Annotated in this window: 11 protein-coding genes; 3 read left to right on the forward strand and 8 right to left on the reverse strand. The window is 44.5% G+C overall.

Going from position 1 to position 20919, the window contains the following annotated elements; genetic code table 11:
* Positions 1 to 49 precede the first annotated feature (49 nt).
* The gene (locus tag AC1DPK_RS05315; protein ID WP_477509559.1) at positions 50 to 349 is read right to left on the reverse strand and encodes a hypothetical protein; all 300 of its coding nucleotides are present in this window, start codon (positions 347 to 349) and stop codon (positions 50 to 52) included.
* 103 nt (positions 350 to 452) lie between these two features.
* Positions 453 to 1325 carry a helix-turn-helix transcriptional regulator gene (locus tag AC1DPK_RS05320; protein WP_477509560.1) on the reverse strand — a complete coding sequence of 291 codons (873 nt, stop codon included), beginning with the start codon at positions 1323 to 1325 and terminating at the stop codon, positions 453 to 455.
* Positions 1326 to 1574: 249 nt separating this feature from the next.
* Here AC1DPK_RS05320 and AC1DPK_RS05325 point away from each other — a divergent pair, with 249 nt between their 5' ends.
* The 3 genes from AC1DPK_RS05325 (at position 1575) to AC1DPK_RS05335 (ending at position 7951) form a co-directional block, all read left to right on the forward strand.
* Entirely contained in the window at positions 1575 to 4184 is a 2610-nt protein-coding gene (locus tag AC1DPK_RS05325) for a CBM96 family carbohydrate-binding protein (RefSeq protein ID WP_477509561.1), read from the forward strand.
* 45 nt (positions 4185 to 4229) lie between these two features.
* The gene (locus AC1DPK_RS05330) at positions 4230 to 6032 is read left to right on the forward strand and encodes a CBM96 family carbohydrate-binding protein (protein ID WP_477509562.1); all 1803 of its coding nucleotides are present in this window, start codon (positions 4230 to 4232) and stop codon (positions 6030 to 6032) included.
* Positions 6033 to 6304: 272 nt separating this feature from the next.
* Complete coding sequence (locus AC1DPK_RS05335) at positions 6305 to 7951, forward strand: glycoside hydrolase family 19 protein (protein ID WP_477509563.1); 1647 nt, start codon at positions 6305 to 6307, stop codon at positions 7949 to 7951.
* Between the two features lie 282 nt (positions 7952 to 8233).
* Here the strand turns inward: AC1DPK_RS05335 and AC1DPK_RS05340 are convergent, their stop codons facing one another.
* From AC1DPK_RS05340 to AC1DPK_RS05365, 6 genes are all read right to left on the reverse strand, one after another.
* The gene (locus tag AC1DPK_RS05340) at positions 8234 to 13273 is read right to left on the reverse strand and encodes a cadherin-like beta sandwich domain-containing protein (protein WP_477509564.1); all 5040 of its coding nucleotides are present in this window, start codon (positions 13271 to 13273) and stop codon (positions 8234 to 8236) included.
* Positions 13274 to 13487: 214 nt separating this feature from the next.
* On the reverse strand, positions 13488 to 16046 hold the full coding sequence (locus AC1DPK_RS05345) for a winged helix-turn-helix domain-containing protein (RefSeq protein ID WP_477509565.1): 2559 nt from the start codon (positions 16044 to 16046) through the stop codon (positions 13488 to 13490).
* A 341-nt stretch (positions 16047 to 16387) separates the two neighbouring features.
* Positions 16388 to 17527 (reverse strand): efflux RND transporter periplasmic adaptor subunit, encoded by a 1140-nt coding sequence (locus AC1DPK_RS05350; protein ID WP_477509566.1) that lies wholly within the window; start codon positions 17525 to 17527, stop codon positions 16388 to 16390.
* A gap of 21 nt (positions 17528 to 17548) precedes the next feature.
* The gene (locus AC1DPK_RS05355) at positions 17549 to 18382 is read right to left on the reverse strand and encodes a carbohydrate ABC transporter permease (RefSeq protein WP_441878486.1); all 834 of its coding nucleotides are present in this window, start codon (positions 18380 to 18382) and stop codon (positions 17549 to 17551) included.
* 52 nt (positions 18383 to 18434) lie between these two features.
* The gene (locus AC1DPK_RS05360; protein WP_477509567.1) at positions 18435 to 19331 is read right to left on the reverse strand and encodes a carbohydrate ABC transporter permease; all 897 of its coding nucleotides are present in this window, start codon (positions 19329 to 19331) and stop codon (positions 18435 to 18437) included.
* Positions 19324 to 20724, reverse strand: a complete 1401-nt coding sequence (locus tag AC1DPK_RS05365; protein ID WP_477509568.1) for an ABC transporter substrate-binding protein — start codon at positions 20722 to 20724, stop codon at positions 19324 to 19326. The genes AC1DPK_RS05360 and AC1DPK_RS05365 overlap by 8 nt, the downstream gene beginning before the upstream one ends.
* Positions 20725 to 20919 lie beyond the last annotated feature (195 nt).

Consider the following 20919-nt stretch of genomic DNA (forward strand, 5'->3'; position numbering starts at 1 on the left):
ACCGACCTCAGCGTTCTACACGAAGCTGAGATCGGTCTTTCATGACGGATTATCCTATAGGGTTATCCTTTTCTACAACCGTTACTTCAAGACCGCCAAACTTTGTCGCTAGCTTACTATAGATAAAGGCACTTAACATCCCAATCAAGCCATAAACAAAAATAAGTATAACGGGCATAATAATATAAGGAATTCCTGCTGACAGTAAGCCTGGTTTGCCAATAGCGAGTCCAATAATCGCGACTAAAAAGCCTAAAACAACCATAATCGATAATGGAATAATAGCAAAATATAATGTCGCTTTAAAAGCACTCTTCGGCCCTATTTTTATAATTTCTAATTTTTTCATAACACTTCCCCCTCCTTTTAATTTTATTTTTGATATATTTTCCACAATAACATAATGTTACATTATTTTCTTTTTATTTTTTATTAAATTCTTGCAAATTTTCTTAAAGCTGCCCCTCACCAAACACCTCAGCCCGATACTTCTTAGGCGTTACGCCTAAAGCTCCTTTAAACACCCTGCAAAAATAAGAGGAGTTTTGAAATCCAACCTCACTTGCTATTTCACTAACACTTTTCGATGTCGTCTCCAGTAGGTGACATGCCTCTCTTAATCGCCTAGAACAAATGAACTTCGTTAGGCTGCTCCCTGTTTTTTCACTGAAAGTGTGGGACAAATAGAAGGTAGACAGATGAAGCTCGTCCGACAGGCTCTCCAGCATAAACTTATCTCTAAAGTTTGCATCCACCCAGTTGATAATCAGCTTGATCGTCAACGAGGTTTTTGGCTCAGGTGCTGGGGTCTTTATCGGCGCCAACTGCTTTTCGAAGTGACGGAGCTGCTGTAGAAAGGAAATAACGAATAATAGATATTCCTCATGCCATTTGGAGGGAGGGACATTTTTTAACCTTATATTGAGCATCTCATAGAGGTTTATAAAATCATTTTGGGCTGGTGGCATATATAGAACAGGATGAGTTAGCGTGGACTTCCATAGAACAGAAAAAAACTTGTGAAGCGATGGAAAGATCGCGAGTGCCGAAGACACAGGAAAAGGATCAAACATAAACACAGTCCGTACAAAACGCTCGCTCACCTCCAGCCGGTGCAGCTGGAAAGGCTGGAAAAGCAGCAGCGTACCCGGTTTAATTGGAAATTGGCAACCATGGATGTGGGCGATGCCTTCGCCTTCATACACATATAGGAATTCCATGCTTTGGTGAGCGTGGAACACCTCCCAGCTGCGCTGATTGCTTGTCTTAAAATAGTTAAGATGGAAAGGCTCCTTGTTCAAATTCACGTTCGTGCTAAGCTTCATACGATCCCTCCTGCATCATGAAATCTATAATGAAAGCGCTTCTAATAATTGTAGCAAAAGACAGCAACAAAATATCATTTTCTAGCAATGAAATGAAAATTGTAGCGCTTACATTTTGTTATGCTGGAAGTATGTCAGACATTTAAAGGAAGTCCTCATTCTTTTCATAAAAGGTGGTGAAGCCCTGCCCTGCATGCATGCAGCTTCAAGAGACCGAATGTAAAACGATCAATTAAAGGAGGAATGAGGATGTTTCATTTAAATTCAGCTGTAAAAGATTTAAAAACCAAACATTTTTGTACGGCTATACTCTCTTCGGTCATCATTTTCTCATCTCTTGGCCTTTCTTCCGTTGAAGCTGCTGTTGATCCCTCTTTGCCAAACTGGACTACCGCAGGCTACAAAGGCGGGCAAGCGCTGCCAACGGGCGGTACAATTATTGATCTAACCACAAAGGGCATTTTGGCTAACGACGGTGTTGATGATTCGAATGCACTCCAGCAGGTCATTAACGATATTCGTAGCGGTACACTGAAAGTAAATGGTCAAGCAGTTAGTGATTCCAATCGGGCAATTCTAAAATTCCCGGCCGGACAAATCGATCTAAATAAACAGGTTCGTGTGGATGCGAGCTACGTTACGATTCGGGGTGCAGGCAATAACGCTGCGACTGGAACAAAGATTGTTTTCAAGCCGTCAGCTACTTACTCCGAAGACCCCGCAAACCCTGGAGCCCCGTTAATTGACGGGAAGCTGTGGCCTGGTTACGCTGCATTTCGAGTCGAAGACCGCACCAAGCACGCTAACGATTCTACTTATGAAGGAAGCATTAATTTTCACTGGCTGAGCGGAGAACGAGTCGCTTCCAGCGGTGGCGGTACCAAAGGCAGTACACAAATAAAGGTCGCTTCCGGCAAAGGCAGCTCGTTTCAGGCAGGCAACACCGTATATGTGGGAGCTGCGAACACGGTCGCCTTTTATGATCAAATGCAAGGTCCCGAGCAGTATCGCTACAACGGCCATATGCGGACACAAATGTTTACGGTAGCCAGCGTCAGCGGGGATACGCTAACGCTCGATAAGCCGCTTGAATTTGATGTTCCATTCAGCAACGGCGGGCTGCTGCCTGCAGATCCTGGCGGTTCGAACGCGACCTATTACAGTAAAGTAATGAAAGTAACGACGGTAAAAGGCGTTGGATTCGAAGATTTCTACTTTACGCAAGACATTTCCTATACACCTTATGCCTCAACGATAAATGCCGACGATTATGATGCAGCATCAAATCCCGGTGGAGTCGGACTGAAGTACAAAAATGGGGCATTGGAGTATGCCCTGCACGGCATTTTGTTCAAATGGGCGCAAGACGGCTGGGTAAAGGGCATTCAGACTTATATGACAGGCTCTCATCCGATCGTAACCGAATTCGCCAAAAATATGGAGATTCGCAACAATATTATTTTCGGCTCATGGAACAAAGGCAAAGGCGGTCACGGCTACGTTCGGGGCTCCAAGCTGAATGACAGCAAAATAATCGGAAACAAAATCGACCGTGTGCGCCATCTCACGCTTCAATGGTCAGCAACAGGCAATGTTGTTCAAAATAATACGCTCACAACAGATATGAACTTGCATGGCGGCTGGGAACGCAGAAATCTGATTGAACAAAATACGATTAATATCCCTTTTGAACACAGCTCATGGGGTGAAGGAGAAGGCGGTCAGGATGTGCTTGAGGGCACTTGGTACCCGATTTGGTATGGTGCTGGCCCGCACGCTACAAAGTGGTCCGGATCGACAGGTGAACAAAACGTCTTTTTCAACAACACGATGGCGAAACAAGAGACAAAAGGCGGCCCTTATGTCAGCTACGCGCCTTACAACCAACTCAATAAAATCTATCAGCTTGGATGGGATGGCACGGCTTGGGCTCATTTACAAAAACCAACAGGCACGTTCATCAGCACATGGGGCGGCAACGAAAAAGTAGATTTCACCTCTTCTTCCAATAAAGGCGTATATGCATGCTTGTCATTCACGGGTGCATCCTTGCTTGGCAGCGGCACAGCGACCAATACGTGCACAAGCCCAGAAACCCCAGATACGCAGGCGCCAACCGTGCCGACGGGCTTAACTGCAGCTGCGGTATCAAGCTCACAAATTAATTTAAGCTGGACGGCAGCCTCAGACAACGTAGGCGTCACCGGATATGATGTATACCGCAACGGTTCACTAATTGGCAGTGCAACCGGCACTTCGTATAGCAATACGGGACTCCTAGCGAGTACAGCTTACAGCTTTGCCGTAAGAGCGAAAGACGCGGCTGGAAATACATCTGCTTCGAGCAATATAGCAAGCGCAACAACACAAGCTGGCGGTGGCGGCGGTACCAGCATTACGCTAAGCCCGTCAGATGACTCCTATGTACATGAAAGCAATGGAGCAAAAAACTACGGTGACACCGCATCCATGTATGTGAAGACGGACACCTCGCAAACTCGTTATTCCCTTCTTAAATTCAGCCTCGGCTCTATAACCGGAACAGTAACGAATGCCAAGCTTCGTGTTTATGGAAGCGCATCTGCCTCGACTACTTTAACGGCATCACAGACAACGGATTCTTGGACGGAAGCCGCAGTGACTTGGGCTAATAAACCTCCAATAGGCACAGCTGTTGGTTCTGTAGTGATGAATACAACCGCTGCGTATTACGAGATTGATGTAACGGCCTACGTGCTGGCTCAAGCAGCCGGGGATGCTATTGTTTCTTTTGTACTCAGTGAATCTGCTGGGAAGTATACCACGCTCAACTCCAGCGAGAACTCGGCCAATAAGCCAGAGCTCATTGTTACAAATTAATTTGTTCATCCGCAAAACCAGGTTTATTTTGAAGGAGATGAAGACGTGACTAAGTCTTTTAAGTCCATTGGTCTGTTAATGAGTATTTTTATGATGATATCGATGCTGAATGTTGGCGCCGTGTTTGGTGCCACCTCTACACTCAGTCCTACTGATGACTCTTATGTTTATGAAAGCAATGCAGCTACAAATTATGGTTCTGCTACTTCCATGTTCGTTAAAAATACTAGTGGATCAGAGCGGCTCACGTTTCTGAAATTTAGTTTGAATGGCCTTTCTGGCATTACAAGCGCTAAGCTTCGGGTCTATGCGAAAGCATCATCAACCTCTACCTTAACCGCTTCTCAAACGGCAGACAGCTGGACACAAGCAGCACTTACATGGAGTAGCAAACCTGCAACCGGCAGCCTTATCAATAGTGCAGCTCTAACAACCAGCTTTCAATATGTAGAAATTGATGTAACGGCCTACGTGCAAGGGCAAGCGAGCGGCGATGGTGCTGCTTCCTTTGTATTATCAGAAACGGCTGGGAAATATACAGAAATAAATAGTAAGGAGAATACCTCCAATAAACCAGAGCTGGTTGTCGTCTCCAGCACCGGTGGAGGGGGAGGAGATACAATCGCACCGACTGCACCAACTGGTTTGGGCGCCTCCGTTGCTTCGAGCAGTCAAATTAACTTGAGCTGGAACGCTTCCTCGGATAATGTGGGCGTGACTGGATATGACATCTACCGCGGCGGCGGTTTTCTCAAATCGGTAGCCACAACTACAGCCAGTGATACTGGCTTGTCCGGGTCGACAACCTACAGCTATTACGTAAAAGCAAAGGATGCGGCAGGCAATCAGTCCGTTTCGAGCAATACCGTCAGCGCTACTACACAGTCCGGCGGGATAGCAGCTTGTTCCGGCGCATTAACCTCCGCAGCTGCTATTCAAGCTGCGATGATCAATGCGAGCGCAGGTACGATAATCACGATTGCGCCAGGAACCTACTCGGGTATTCGAGCTGCAAGCGGTGATCCTAGATTGGATGCTAACGGCGTTCCAACTGGTGTTTTCTATTCTGGCGCCAGCGGCACTTCCGGCAGCCGCATCGTGTTGAAGGGTTGTGACCCAGCTAATCCCCCTATATTGCAAGGACCCGCCACCAATGATGGTTCTTATGGCATTCATCTTACAGGCGACTATTGGGACATTCGCGATATTAAAGTAACAAGAGCACAAAAGGGGATCATGATTGACAATGGAAACTACAACTTCATCTACAAGGCCGAAATATACAATGTGGGCGACGAAGGCGTTCATTTCAGAGACGGCAGCTCCTACAATACACTGGATAACGCCAACATTTATGATACTGGAAAATATCAAGCGGGATACGGTGAAGGCGCTTATGTAGGATCGGATGAAAGTGCTGCTTACGAGCACACCGTCATTGGCAATACTATAAGATACACCACTTTCGGCCCTGGAATAACAGCTGAGCATATCGATATTAAAGAGGGTGCTGACGGAACTCTCGTGGAATATTGCACATTTAACGGCACTGGAATTTCCGGAGCAAACTCAGCGGACAGCTTTATTGACGTGAAGGGTGTTAACTCCAAGATCTACAACAATACTGGCAGCCGCAATGGCAATAGCAGCGTAGTCGATGCGTTCCAGAATCGCACCCACGGCTCAAGCTATCCAACTGGCACCAATAATGATTTCAAAAACAATAATGTCCACTTGGACGGGGTCGGGTACATCGTTAACGCAGTAGGCGGTTCAGCTAAAGTAAAGGACAACACAAGATCCGACGGCTCTTCTAATCTGTATAAAGGAAAGTTTACCCTATATTAATAGCTTATAAAAAATAGCAGCCCCTTTGTCGCTTTAATAAGTAGACACCGAATAAATCGATCAAAGCCCCAGTACAATTGCACTGGGGTATTTTTGTATTATTTTACATAAAAATATTAATATCTCATAAATTTATCCCTAAAAATAGTTCAAATGTTGTAACAATCGACACAAACAAACAAAATAATATAGTTATTACCGTCTATATATTAAATTTTTGGAAGATTATATACTTGTTGTTGAAATTAACAAAATAGTTTAGGAGGATGTCTATGAAACGCAAACTGATAAGCAGAAAGCTCATCCGCATAACCGTCATTGTATTATCCACTTTGTTATTATTGGCTCAATTGGAAGCGGTGTCAAAAACCGTGTCCGCCAATGCTCCTCAGCAGCAAGCTGCATTAACGGCCTCACCGTGGGTGTCCACCCAAGTGTATTTAACCGGCGATGAAGTGAGCTACAATAACAACAACTATCGAGCCAAATGGTGGACACAAGGCGATATACCCGGTGCTGGCGCTCCATCGAGCTCACCATGGCTGCTGCTTGAGCCAGGTACGGGCGGGGGCAACCAAGACCCAACTCCACCTACAGCTCCAACGAATCTTGCCTCGCCAGGAAAAACCGCTAATTCAGTCACATTAACTTGGAATGCTGCAACAGACAACATTGCTGTTACCGGTTACGATATTTACCGCGGCGCTACAAAAGTTGGTTCCACAAACGCCTCCACATTAACTTACACCGATACTGGCTTGCAGCCAGACACTTCGTATATCTACTCTGTATCCTCAAAAGACAGCTCCAACAACACAACAGCAAGTACGCCCATCACCGTAAAAACCTCTCTTGCCGAACTGAATGTCGGACAAAGCCGCGTTCTAACCGATGAACAAATTACAGCACAATGGGGTGGAATTGATCCTCAATATTCACCAGCAAACGCAGCGGCAGCCGTACAAACCGCACTGCCAAAAACAGAATATGAAGCACTGTTCCCGATGCGTATCGGCACACCTGCATGGCACACTTTCGCTGCTAGCAAAACGTATTATAAACCTGGTCAAGTCGACTATTATTCTTATGACAACCTAATCGCTGCAGTAACAGACGTTGCAAACATTAAGTACAAGCTTGAATACCGCCAAGGTGCTACATGGAACAACCGTGTATTCCGCTTGAACAAAACAACGAAAACAGAAACACTCATTTCTCAAAATGCAGATTTCAACGCTTCATGGAATTTGACCGTACCGGTCATCTCTAAAACGGTTGATTTTGGCACATTTATTAAAGAAGGTTCCGCTGTAAACCGCAAGCGCGAGCTGGCAGCTTTCCTCGCGAATATTGCGCATGAAACAGGCGGAGGCTGGGCGACAGCACCTGGCGGCGAGCTGAGCTGGGGACTATTTTGGAATGAAGAAGTCGCTTATATTAATTCCACAAACACAGGGTACATTCAAAGCCATGCTGAATTCCCTCCAGTTCCAGGCAAGTCGTATCACGGACGTGGACCAATTCAGCTTAGCTGGAACTACAATTACGGACTTATTAGCGGAATTATTTATGGCACTCAGAACACATTGCTCCAACAACCTGAATTAATCGTAAACGACGGCAAGCTAGGTTTTATGACAGCTATCTTATTTTGGATGACTCCACAACCGCCGAAACCTTCTGCACATGATGTAATGGTCGGCAACTGGACACCATCTGCGTCAGACATTGCCAAAGGGTTAACGCCTGCTGGGTTTGGTGTAACCATTATGATTATTAACGGCAACTTTGAAGGAAACAAAGACGAGACGGACTACAGAGTCGGTCGCCGTGTTGGTCATTACCGTGACATTACGACGAGAATGGGCATCAGTATAACTGGCGAGAAAGTCAATACAATCGGGATGAGCCCGTTCTAACAAAGTAAAAACCAGCCAATCGATGCAGCTGAAAAGACTAAAACAGCAGCCCCTATTTGTTAAGGGCTGCTGTTTTAAGTGAAATGCAGATATCTATCCTGCTCGGATGACTCGGCGTCTTTTCGCGTTCCAGAACTTGATCCATACGTCCCTATCATCATCGCGATATAGACGAATACCTATGATTTTAAAAGGTGTCCAAATTTCATTAAAATAGTAGTGAGGCATATAACTCCATCCTTTAATAAAAATTCCAAGTTTCAGACTCTAGGATGAACTTATTCACTTATTCCGACTTGCCAGTATGTTCAGCAAAACGGTTACAGCTTCAGCTCTTGTGGCATGGTCTTGAGGGGCGAATTCATTATTGCCCTTCCCTTTTACAATGCCCGCTTGTTTTACGTAAGCAACGCTAGCTCTCGCCCACGCAGGAATATCATTATCATCCGCGAAGCTTGTTGCAGCAATGGCTTCCGTAGAATGACCCAAAGCTTTAGCTAGTATAACTGCCATTTCTGCGCGTGTAATCTCTGCATTCGGACGGAAAGTGCCGTCCTCATAGCCATTAATAATACCTTCCTGTACCGCTTGTGCGATTTCTTTCTGCGCCCAAGCTGGAATCTTTGTTGTATCTATGAATGACAGTTCCGCTCCCGCTTCTTGCGGCTTCAACAAATTCATCAGCATGACTGCAAATTCTCCGCGTGTCACGGTATGGTTAGGTCTAAATGTACCGTCCGGATAACCTGTCACGATTCCATTGCTAATCGCTTGCTTGATGTTATCTTCAGCCCAGTGTCTGGAGATATCAACTAAGCTAATCGTTGGTGTTGGTGACGGTGTCGGTTTTGGCGTAGGTACCGGAGTTGGTGTTGGCGCTGGTGTAGGTACCGGCAAACCACCTCCACCAGATACAACCTCTTTTGCACGTGTAACAATGATATTGTATTGCTTCTTTGTAACACCGTCTTCGGCTGTTACGTGAACGATGAATGTGTTCTCTCCTACTGAAAGCTGTTTGAAACCTAAATCTGTTTCATTAATCGTAGCTGTTGCATCACTCTTAGTAGCTGTAATCGTTGTACTCGTCACGTTATAGGCTACATTTCCGGTATAAGCGAATGTACCATTTACAAACTTCGGACTGAGTGTGACGCCGTTTAATGTCAGTTCGCTGAGCGTTGCATCTGCGCTTTGCGCACGTGTTACGATGACGGTGTATTTTTTTGTACTGCCGTCCTCTGCTGTGACTTGCACAGTAATGGTATTTTCACCTACTGAAAGCTGTTTCGGACCTAGATCATCAGCTGCAATGGCAGCCGCATCATTATTCTTAGCTGCTTCAACTATCGTGCTCGTCACGTCGTTAGCTGCATTTGCCGTATACTCCAAAGTTTCGCTGTCAAACGTTGGACTAAGTGTCACGCTGCTTAGAGTCAATGAGCTTAACGTTGCGTCTGTGCTTGCTGCTCGCGTTACGGTAACCGTATAGTTTTGTGTGCTGCCGTCTTCTGCTGTTACATGTACGGTAATCACATTCGTTCCTACCGATAACTGTTTCAAACCTAGATCGGCTGCTGTAATCGCAGCTGTTGCATCACTTTTGATTGCCGCAACTGTCGTGCTCGTCACGTCGTTAGCTACATCTGCTGTATACTCCAAAGTTTCGCTGTCAAACGTTGGGCTAAATGTAACGCCGCTTAGTGTCAATGCGCTTAACATTGCATCTGAGCTTGCTGCACGTGTTACGGTGACCGTATAATTTTTTGTACTGCCGTCTTCCGCTGTTACATGTACGGTGATCATATTCTCTCCTACCGTCAGCTGTTTCAGCCCTAGATCGGCTGCTGTAATCGCAGCTGTTGCAGTACTCTTGCTTGCCGCAACTGTCGTGCTCGTCACGTCGTTAGCCACATTTGCGGTGTACGTTAATGTGCCGCTGGCAAATGCCGGACTGAGTGTCACGCCGCTTAACGTCAATGCACTTAGCGTTGCATCTGAATTTTTGGCACGCGTTACGGTGACCGTATAATCTTTTGTGCTACCGTCTTCTGCTGTTACATGAACGGTGATCACATTCTCTCCTACCGATAACTGTTTCAAACCTAGATCGGCTGCTGTAATCGCAGCTGTTGCAGTACTCTTGCTTGCCGCAACTGTCGTGCTCGTCACGTCGTTAGCTACATTTGCGGTGTACGTTAATGTGCCGCTGGCAAATGCCGGACTGAGTGTCACGCCGCTTAACGTCAATGCACTTAGCGTTGCATCTGGGCTTTTAGCACGCGTTACGGTTACCGTATAGTATTGTGTGCTGCCGTCTTCTGCTGTTGCATGAACGGTGATCACATTCTCTCCTACCGATAACTGTTTCAAACCTAGATCGGATGCTGTAATCGTTGCTGTTGCATCGCTCTTGCTTGCTGCAACTGTCGTACTCGTCACGTCATTAGCCACATTTGCCGTGTACGTTAATGTACCGCTAGCAAATGCCGGACTGAGTGTCACGCCGCTTAACGTCAATGCACTTAGCGTTGCATCTGGGCTTTTAGCACGCGTTACGGTGACGGTATACTCATTTTTCGTAATGCCGTCTTCCGCTGTTACATGCACTGTAATCACATTCTCTCCTACCGATAACTGTTTCACACCTAAATCAGCTGCTATAATCGTAGCTGTTGCAGTTCCCTTGATTGCCGTAACTGACGTGCTCGTCACGTTGTTAGCTACATTTGATGTATATTCCATTGTTTCACTATCAAACGTTGGACTAAGCGTCACTCCGCCTAACGTAAGCTCGCTAAGCGATGCATCTGCACTCTTCGGATTTCTTACATTCGACTGCACGGTCAGTATTTGCGGCTCAGACTCCGGTTGCAGAGCTGTTGCCGCTATACGAACGGAGATTGTATCATTTTCCTTAACAGCAATATTATCGATGCTTGTTTCAGAAATTCTCTCATACAAATTATTGTTGACTCTATACTCCATCGCTGAGGTAACACCGTTTAACTTGGTTGTCTCACCAATCGTTCCTGGTTCCAAAGTGCCCGTTGTCGGTGCCGCCGCAGACTTGATGTTCTCGCGTGTTACCGTTAACGTTTGGTCAAGTGATGCAGGTTGTGTCGTCACAGCCGCTAATCGAACGGAAATCTTTTCTCCTGCATTGACAGCAATATTGTCCATGCTTGTACCCGTTATTGCCGAGTACGATCCAGAGCCTACTTTATATTCCATTGCACTCGTCACGCCAGTTAGCTTTGTTGTTCCCGCACTTGTCCCAGCGGTCAATGCCGACGTTGTAGGTGCAGTACCCGACTTAATATTCGCTAGTGAAACCGTCAATGTTTTTGTGCTCAATATATCTGCTGCTGCACGAATAAAGACTTTATCTCCCGCATCTGCAATAAGGTTATCCACTTCCATACCGGTAATTGGAATATAAGTGCTGCCGTCAAGTGAATATTCCATCCCCTCTGTTACGTGGATTAATTTGGTTGAACCGCTGTCCGTTCCTTGAGCCAAGGCTACAAACGCCCATAATTGAGGATATTTTTCCGGGAGAATATACCACTCAGTAATGAAATTCCAGCTGTTAAAATGGGATTTCATTTGCATTTCAGCGGTTAATTTCCCAGTACCTCTTCCTGTATCTCCTTGGTGAGTGGTTTGACTGTCGTAGTAGCTGTTATTGATTGAATCATAAGCTATATTACCGTTCAAGCCACCTACTAAAGAACTCCCCGACACAGCTCCTGTTGCGTAGCTATTGCTTATTGAACCAAATTGAGCGACACCAATCAAACCGCCAACATAACTTACTCCGCTCACACTACCTGTCGCGTAGCTGTTGCTAATGGATCCGTATTGACGAAAACCAACCAATCCGCCAATATAAAAGATCCCGCTTGCATTTACCGCCGCCATGCTGTTTTGTATGGTTCCATTTTCACTATAGCCAACCAAGCCTCCTACAGAGGTAGAACCTTGTACCGTTCCTGTAACGCTGCTGTTGCTAATTTTTCCATAATTAGTACCAGCCAGCCCTCCTACGTTGCTGCTTTGTCCAATTATATTAACATCTTCCAACACCATATTTGTAAGGGTGCCCTCTGCATTCACAGAACCAAATAATCCTATGTTTGCAGCGTAATTAGTATCGATTTTTAAATTTGAAATTGGATATCCGCTGCCGTCTATATATCCTTTAAACGGCTCAATACCATTTCCTATCGGCTCCCAGTTTGCGAAACCGTTTAAATTAATGTTTGCTATGAGCTTGTAATAAGTGCCGCTATCCATATTATTTCTAACCTCATTAAGATGATCAGAGGTTTCTATGAGATATGGATCACTTATTGTTCCCGCTCCTGCTCCTGGATACAGCTTTCTAACAAGCTGGCTTACCCCTACGTCTGGATAGCCAGACGCGGATATGTTGATATTATGATTGCCTTTTGCCAGGATGCCGGCTTTTATCGTGATTTTCCCGTTATTGACCGTATATTCCGTTCCCATAGCGAGTGTGGCAGATCCATCCTTCACCGCCGTGATTGCTTGGCGCCACTCCGAATCGTCAGCGAACGTAAGCTCAATATCATTCGCATTATTGTTATCCGTCGTGTCCGCTATAACTGTGGGCGGGGTGAACGTGATAGCCGTAATTTCTAACGGCAAACCGTAAGGCGTGTTATCGCTATCCAAAAAAGCCCCTGCATCAATCTTTATGGCGTTTGCCGCACCAACTAGATTGTCTTTAAAATTGATTTGAAGCGTGCTAGATGTAGCTGTATATGTTGCGTTCGTAACGGTATCGTCTGCATCAAGAGCTGTAAAGTTGCCGTTACTTGTTTTTTTAATGGTAATCTTGCTTTTCAAATCCTCTAAAGTGCCAGCTTGTATCGCATATACGTTAAACGTAACCGTAAATGTCTTATTGTAATTACTAACGGCTTTGGTCATTTCCCCAGAATCAAGCTGAAGGTTACGGTAGTAACACTTTTTGGGAGTTCCTGCAGCAGGATCATCGAATACGTCATTTGAACAAGCTATACTGTTAGTTGCAATTTTTGTATTAAAGCTATAACTACCACCATCACCCCAGTATCGTACTTCTTTTGTTCCTTCAAAGCTGCACATAGTACGCTCATCCGCACAATATGTCCAACCCGCACTGCCGTCTGGGCCAACGCTTGGCGCATCTGCAAATGCAGGCAACGCAAGAGACGACGAAAACAATGAAAAAACCATTAAACCCAATAGTAAACGAACCATATAACCTTTTAACAATACTCGCGTCGAGCCTGATATTCTTTTTTTAAACATCGCTTTTTTAACTCTCCTATGGATAGACTTTAGTTTTTCCCGATTTCTGCTTTATTCATTTTAGACTTATAGCCTTTATCCCCCTTTTATACTAAATTATTGTTGTAGATTATCTTTTTATGTCGAATCTCCTAATGATCCTTCTAACTATAAGACTATATTTTCAAAAAAAAAACTCCCCGAATGGGGAGGTATGCGTAAGAAAAAGGGGCTATTATACGATTAGCATTAATTGTTTGGCATGCTGCAACGCCTGCACCCGATTGTTTACTCCAAACTTTCTGTACACATTTTTTATATGAAACTTTACAGTTTCAGCCGTTATGTTCAGGCGATTAGCGATTTCCTTGTTTGACAATCCGCCCGCAATCCACATTAAAACCTTTGTCTCTTGTTCGGTTAGCAGGACTTTGTGCGATTTGTCCTCTACCTGTATGACAGTAAATGCTTGAAGCAACTGTCTAACATACTCCAGTGAAACCATGGGAGGAGCGGATAAAACTTTTTCTTGCTTTCCCTTCATATAAGCAGTCAGCAGTACAGCTACTATAGGTCCTTCATCGATAAAGCTGCGTACATACCCCTCTGGTTGCCCTAAGTGTAATGCCTTCTCCAACTGTTTCCTGGCAGCCTCAGTATGACCCAAACGTTGATGCATCACGCTTTGCATAATTAAAATTTTAATTTGATCTCGGAGACGATCCTTCTTCTCTAATATACGATACATCTGTTCCAATAAGAAAAGCGCTTCTTCTATCCGCTCACACGCTGCAAGCACTCTGGCCAAAGATACATACTCTGCCATACGAGACAATGGAACCTCATCCGTATGCGCCAGACCACATCTTTGCATCCAATCAAAAGCAGCTTGGGGCGAACCTTGCTGCAGTGATAAATAAGCTTGTTCCGCTTCTATGCCCAACATAAATAATTCATAATCAGGTGAGTCAATTTGGCGTGTCAACTGAGTGAGCAGCTCTGATGCACGGATTGGATTTCCTTTGGCTTGCTGAATTCTCGAAGCACTTATATAATTCGGAATCATAATCCGGGCATATGGCACGATGTCCCTACGCTCAATAGCCTTATTTACATATAGCTCTGCCTCGTCCAATCGATTCCACTCGTATAGCAATTTGCTATAGGAAGCGTATAAAAAACCGATAAAGGGATATTCTTTTTTATTCTCCCAAACTTTAATCCATTCCAAGAGGAATGTGTCTACGGCATGAAGATCATTGATATGCGCCAAATGATCATCAAATATATCATAAGCTTGATGTCTGTTACGCCCCATCGTTTGAAAAAAGCTGCCTTCCGGCACATATTTCTCTACCAACTCGAGATAAGTCGACAGTCGCTCCACGTCCTTTTGAAGATACGAGGAAATAGAATAAAAAAAGTAGATATTGCCCATGACCTGGCGCCATTCCACTTCGCTCATCTTTCCCTGCAGCGCTTGTAGGCGAGTTTCTACTTCCCCAATTCTTATGAAGGCGGCTTGCCATTCTCCGATTCCTAGTAAGACCGAAATATACAATAGATCGATCATAGGTTTCTCAGCAAAAGCGTTTTCCGGCAAAAGCGATACCCATTTAACTAACAAAACAGTTTTCGAATGCACTAACTTATGCAAATTTTTCTCAATCAAACGGACAGCGTCCTCTATCTGCTTTCCCTCTAAGTAATGGTCTACTGCTTCTTCGTCAAAGCCATGATGCTCCAGCCAAGCAGCAGCATGAATATGTACTTGCATCCACTTTTCCGGGTCTGTTCGAAACAATATTTGCTGCAAAAAATCTGAAAGCAGATGATGGTACCTATACCAATTTCTCTGATCATCCAACGGGATAACAAACAAATTCAGCTGTACTAATCTCTCCAATTGCTCCTGACTATTCGGGTGGCCCGTTACAGCCTCGCACAATGAATGATTCATCCGACTTAAAATAGAGGTTTCCAATAAAAAAGTGCGTATGGATGCCGATTGATGCTGAAATACTTCTTCCAATAAATAATCGGATATATGATGCTGCTGACCCTTAAATTGTTGAATGGTCGCAGCTATGTTATCACTTCGCTTCAGAGAGATTGCTGCAAGCTGCAAGCCGCTGATCCACCCTTCTGTCTGATGGAACAGCTCCGTCACTTGTTCTTTAGACAATGATAAATCAGTCGTATCCCGAAAAAAAAGAACGCCTTCCTCCAGCTTAAAACGTAAATCGTCTATGACGATTCGGTGTAAATCACCTTTTGCCAGCAGTCTGGCGGTAGGTATCGTCAAATCGGTACGGCTTGCGATATAGAGATGAATTTGAGAAGGTAAATGCTCGAGCAAATAGGCCATGGAATGGTTTATAGAGGGAAGTTCAATAACATGATAATCGTCGAGAATGATGACAAGCTCGCTGGTTAATTGACTGAGCTCATTAAGCAGCGCTATAATGGCAAGCTCCATCGAAGTCGATGAACCTTTTTCGAGCAGCACCCCAACTGTGGAGCCAAAGCCGGGAATTCTCTCCTGAATAGAAGCTGTGACATATCTCCAAAACTGAATCCAGTCATTATCCTGCTTGTCCAGTGAAATCCAGGCAACAGCTCTATTGCACTGCCGCACCCATTCACTTAAAGCTGTCGTTTTCCCGTATCCAGCCTGCGCAGAAACAAGCGTCAACTTGGCTTCCATTCCCGCATTAAGCATTTGTATTAGCCGTGGCCTTGATACTAAAGAGTTACGGACATGGGGGATGTGAATTTTTGTACTTACAATCAATGAAAGTTCCTCCGTATACCTGTTGCGATTGGTAGAACATAATTTTTAAATATCGCAGCGAACCTGCTGTTTATAATAGAAAAATCACATCATGAATTTACATTTAATTACCATTTTAGGAGTCTTATCTAATAGGAATAGTATATCAGTTAACTCGGTATTAAAATATGGAAGGATGAATTTGAACCTAAAAAAAGAACCTTACCCCTTTTTACATGGAGTAAAGCTCCTGCTTAATGTATTGATATAGCTTTGCACTAGCAAACTTCAACGTATTGGTTTTACTGACCAAGCCAGAGAGCTACAGCGGGCAAACCTTATAACATTTATAGGATACGACCCTAGTGAACGCGAACCTTGTCACCATCCTGAAGCGGATCTCCGCTCTCGAATACAATGGTCTGCTGTTCGAACAGCCCATCCGTAACGGCAGATTGTGTATCATTTGAATCAACGACTGTAATGTACGCTTTGCGAACGTAAAAGGCGTTGCCTAATGGTCCACTCCTCTCCTCCATGGCAAACACATATTTTTTGTCACCCTCATCGTGAATCGCTTTATTCGGTACCAGAATGACATCATCTGTCTTCTGAGTCAGCATAACCTCGGCACGCTCTCCTCCCTGCAATTGATTATCCTTTATCGCAACAAGCAATTTCTTCATTGCCGTATGTGAGGCTGTGCTCCCGCCTTCACCTGCTGGGCTAAGAGCATCAGTGTCTTGAATTTCCACTAGGCTGCCCTCGATTTGTCTAGCCTGAGTGCCGCTCAATTGAACATCGAGCTTCGCTCCTTTTTCCAGAGGAGCCGCTGCAGCCTCGGGAACTAGTAATTCAAATTCAAAGCCAAGGCTCGTATTGGCAATCATAACAGCAGGTCCTCCTTCGGATGAAGCCACACCCTCGACCGCGCCAACCTTGGTTACAATCCCGTCAAAAGGCGCAACCAATGTGCTCGTTTCTGCCAAATTCTCCTGCAGCTTCTGAATTCTCCGCTGCTGCATATCCCTATCTATCTCGTTTACCTTCAGCGCATGTTTGGCGCTTTCGACGCTCTTCTCATCTCCGCTTTGGGAGGCTTCGACATAGCTTTGCTCCAGCTCTTTATTGAGGAGCTGCAGCTTACTAAGAGCGGCCTGCTCGTCTAGTATTTGATTTTTTGCAGCCTTCTGATCATAAACAATCAATACCAGCCCTTTCTTAACAGGCTCCCCTTCCTTAACATTCACTTTGTTTACCCTCATACCGGGCTCACCCGACAAAGCCGTTTGCACCCGCCATTTCACAATACCGCTGCCTTGAAAGGTATGATTAAGTTCACCACGGTTTGGCGTAACTAACACGACATTGGGTAAAGTTAAGGACATTAGCGTATTGCTAAACAGCGTAAATCCGATTAACAGCCCCATAAACAAGCCAAACAGAAGGCGAATTTTTCTTTTGCGTCCAGGCACTGCTTGGCCAGCTAGTTGTAATTCCATTAAAATCCCTCCGTGAATGGGCTAACCTTTAATTCCCGATAGCTGAACACCCTCAACAAAGTAAGACTCTGCATATAAAAATAACAGCACCATCGGAGTCATATACAAAACGGAGGCAGCAAAAGCAACGCCCCTTGCACCCTCGCTAATACGCGATAAATAGAGTGACAACGGCTGCTTGAATGTGTCCTCAAGAAATATAAGCGGCTGCTCAACCATGTTCCAATTATCAACAAATAACAAAACAATTAAAGCGGCGATTCCCGGCTTGACGAGCGGTACAATAATTTGATAAAAAATAGTTGCATGCCCTGCCCCATCTATTTTGGCGGCTTCAACATACGTATATGGAATATGCATCATGAACTGCCTAAGCATAAACACGCCAAAAGCGCTGAAAATCCCCGGCAGTATAATAGCGGAAGCTGTATTCATCAGCCCCAGCTTATCCGCAATAATATAATTGGGCACTAACGTCACTTGAAACGGCATAAGCATAGTCATCAAATATACGACAAACAGCTTATCCCTCCCCCAAAACCGCAGCTTGGCAAATGCATAAGCGGCTAGAGACGCGATTATCACTTGCAGTACAATAATGGGTACGACCAAAAACACGGAATTCCAAAACATATGGAGAAACATCGGTTTATGAACCAATACCTCCGCATATTGACCGAATGATACCCAATCTGGGATCAGCTTTAGATTGATATATCCGTCTTTTTCCCCTGCCGCAATATTAACCATCTTGCCAATGAGATTATAGTTATAGTCAATTTCGGTCTCTGTCATGAATGAGTTGGAAAATGTAACAACAATGGGGAATAGCATTGCCGCAGCAAGCCCCCCCATGATAACTGACAACACAAGCTTCTTTAATAATGGCAATCCTTTCACCACCTTTTCACCCATCCATGGAATTCCGAAAACGCTTTTCGATGGAAAGCATGACCATTACAAAAGCAAGAATACAGCCTACCATTAGAACTGCAGCGGCTGTCAGCTTCTGTACATCAAGGGATAAAAACATATTATTCATGTAATGCTGCAGCATATAGATGCGGTCATGAGGATAATTGCCTGCGATCAGATACGTTTCACGAAACACTTTAAACGAATTAATAATAGAGATAAGGACGACAAAAAACAGGGTCGGAGTCAAATAAACGAGCGTAATATGAATCCATTTATGAAAAATGCCCGCTCCCTCAATATCCGCCGTCTCATAATAGTCTTTAGGGATGCTTTGAAGCCCCGCCAAAAATAATATGATGTTATACCCGATGTTTTTCCACGTATATACGATGGCGAGCACACCGATTGACCACTCCGACTTCATCCAATCTATTCGATCCAGATGCAAGCTCTGCATCCAAGCATTCAATGTCCCATTCCAGTCGAACATGATTTGCCATATCATCACAATAGAGGCGACAGGCACGACAAGCGGCAGTACAAAGGCGGTCTGCAGCCAATTTCGAATAAACAGCTTTTGATTCAGCAAATGCGCAAACAACAAAGACAAAGCGATAATGAGCGGTACACTAACGCCAGTGAACAGAAATGTATTGGCTGCCGCTTTCCGAAAGGATGCGCTGGCCTGCAAATCCTTGTAATTGTCCAAACCAACAAATGAACCGTTAACGGTACTATCCTGAAATGAATATACAAATCCCATGGCAAACGGGACAAGATAAAATAAGGAAAAACCAATCAGGCTCGGTGCCAAAAAGCAGGCTGCCGCAGCACCATCCYTGCGCAGCAGCCTGATCAGAACACTTTTGATGCTTTTCCTATTCATTTAAAACAGTCGTCACTCTATTTTGAATTAGCTTTGCCACGGCTTCAAGCGTTTTTTGTCCGGTGAAGTAAGCTAAGGACTCTTCTCTTACAATGTCATCAATATGAGTATTGTTGAACTGAACCGAATATTTGGCCCCAGTAAGGAATTTATCTAGATCGTCAATATCCTTTTGGGTAATTTCAAACACTTTGCCCTTCATCGGTCCGATCGGTTGAATAGACTCAACCGTCCCTTTTTTTAAAACGTCCTGGACGACCCTGCTGTATGAAGCTTTACTGAGTGGGAAGCCGGCACTGCCTGCTCGATGCTGCATTTCATCAGAGTGCATAAATTTCAAGAAATCCCATGCCTCCTCTTTTACAGAAGACTTTGCGTTTATGCCCAGCGTTTGATACGTTCTGAAGGAGCCGCCTGCCTGCTGACCGCTTGCGATCGGCTTTAAGTATAGTTTTGTCTTGTGGGATAGACCCCCTGTCAAAAACTCGCTTTGTTTTACCTCACGAATATAATCGTCAGGCGAGTTAATTTGGGTGTCTCTAAATATAGGAAAACCTTTATCTCCACTCATGATTTTGTCATCGAACACGGATTTTACTTCTTTCAGCAAATCAGTAAAGGCAGCAGAGTCAAAATTAGCCTTTCCGCTCTCTTTATCCACAAACGTCCCATATTGATCATTAACCAGCTGCGTAATCATATATTCTGGCTCAGTTGTGCCTAATACCGATTGATTCTCATCTGTATGCTTGACGAGTTCTCTAGCCGTTTCTATAAACTGAGTCCAGTTCCAATGGCTGTCGTCAATCTTAACGCCGCTTTTCTCGATCAACGTATTATTGCCGAATAGACCATAAATAAAGAAGCCAAGCGGCATCCCATATAATCCTCCGTTCACTTTCATTCCGTCCAAAATATTGCCGAAATACTGTTCCTTCTTAAAAGTTGGATCCTTATCGATCAGCTCACTCATATTAACCAAAAGCTGTTTTTTTATATAATCCCCTGATGGCAGCTGGTCCATCTCAATCAGGTCAGGCCCTTTACCGGACAACAAAGCCGTACCTGTCGTTTTGATAAACTTCTCCAAATTGACCTCTAAATCCGCATCCTCTGTATCGATGTATTTGAGATCAATGGTGATATTGGGATGCTTGTCTTCATATTTCTTTTTGGCTTCTACAAAAAAATCGTTCTGAAAAAAAGTCGAGAACACAATTGTTTTTTTCTCATTGCTGTTTTTCGGTTCAACCGTTTCTTCCTTAGGCGGATTTGTACTGGTCTGCCCCTCGCTCTTTGTCTGCGTACCTCCTGAATTTCCGCCTGCAGCAGAGCTGCATGCCGATACTACCATCATCATTATCGTCAACAAAATGAACAATGCTTTTTTCATAGGTTCTCTTCCTTTCAATTGCTATCATTGTCTACTGCTTGCACTTCTATCGTTCCGAGGCATTACTTCATCAGTATAGTGACTGGATATATGATAAGTGAGATAGAGTTGTATTGAAGTTGTAAAATATAAAAATGCAAGCAAAAACGCCTTCGGCGTCCTTTAGACGCTGAAGTAGCTTTGACGGTGAAATAT

The sequence above is a fragment of the Paenibacillus sp. 01T424 genome (genome assembly GCF_056398745.1).

Excerpts from the sequence above, each read along its gene's own strand:
- AC1DPK_RS05315 (WP_477509559.1), bottom strand. The coding sequence starts at position 349 with ATGAAAAAATTAGAAATTATAAAAATAGGGCCGAAGAGTGCTTTTAAA.
- AC1DPK_RS05320 (WP_477509560.1), bottom strand. The coding sequence starts at position 1,325 with ATGAAGCTTAGCACGAACGTGAATTTGAACAAGGAGCCTTTCCATCTT.
- AC1DPK_RS05325 (WP_477509561.1), top strand. The coding sequence starts at position 1,575 with ATGTTTCATTTAAATTCAGCTGTAAAAGATTTAAAAACCAAACATTTT.
- AC1DPK_RS05335 (WP_477509563.1), top strand. The coding sequence starts at position 6,305 with ATGAAACGCAAACTGATAAGCAGAAAGCTCATCCGCATAACCGTCATT.
- AC1DPK_RS05340 (WP_477509564.1), bottom strand. The coding sequence starts at position 13,273 with ATGTTTAAAAAAAGAATATCAGGCTCGACGCGAGTATTGTTAAAAGGT.
- AC1DPK_RS05350 (WP_477509566.1), bottom strand. The coding sequence starts at position 17,527 with ATGGAATTACAACTAGCTGGCCAAGCAGTGCCTGGACGCAAAAGAAAA.
- AC1DPK_RS05355 (WP_441878486.1), bottom strand. The coding sequence starts at position 18,382 with ATGGGGGGGCTTGCTGCGGCAATGCTATTCCCCATTGTTGTTACATTT.
- AC1DPK_RS05365 (WP_477509568.1), bottom strand. The coding sequence starts at position 20,724 with ATGAAAAAAGCATTGTTCATTTTGTTGACGATAATGATGATGGTAGTA.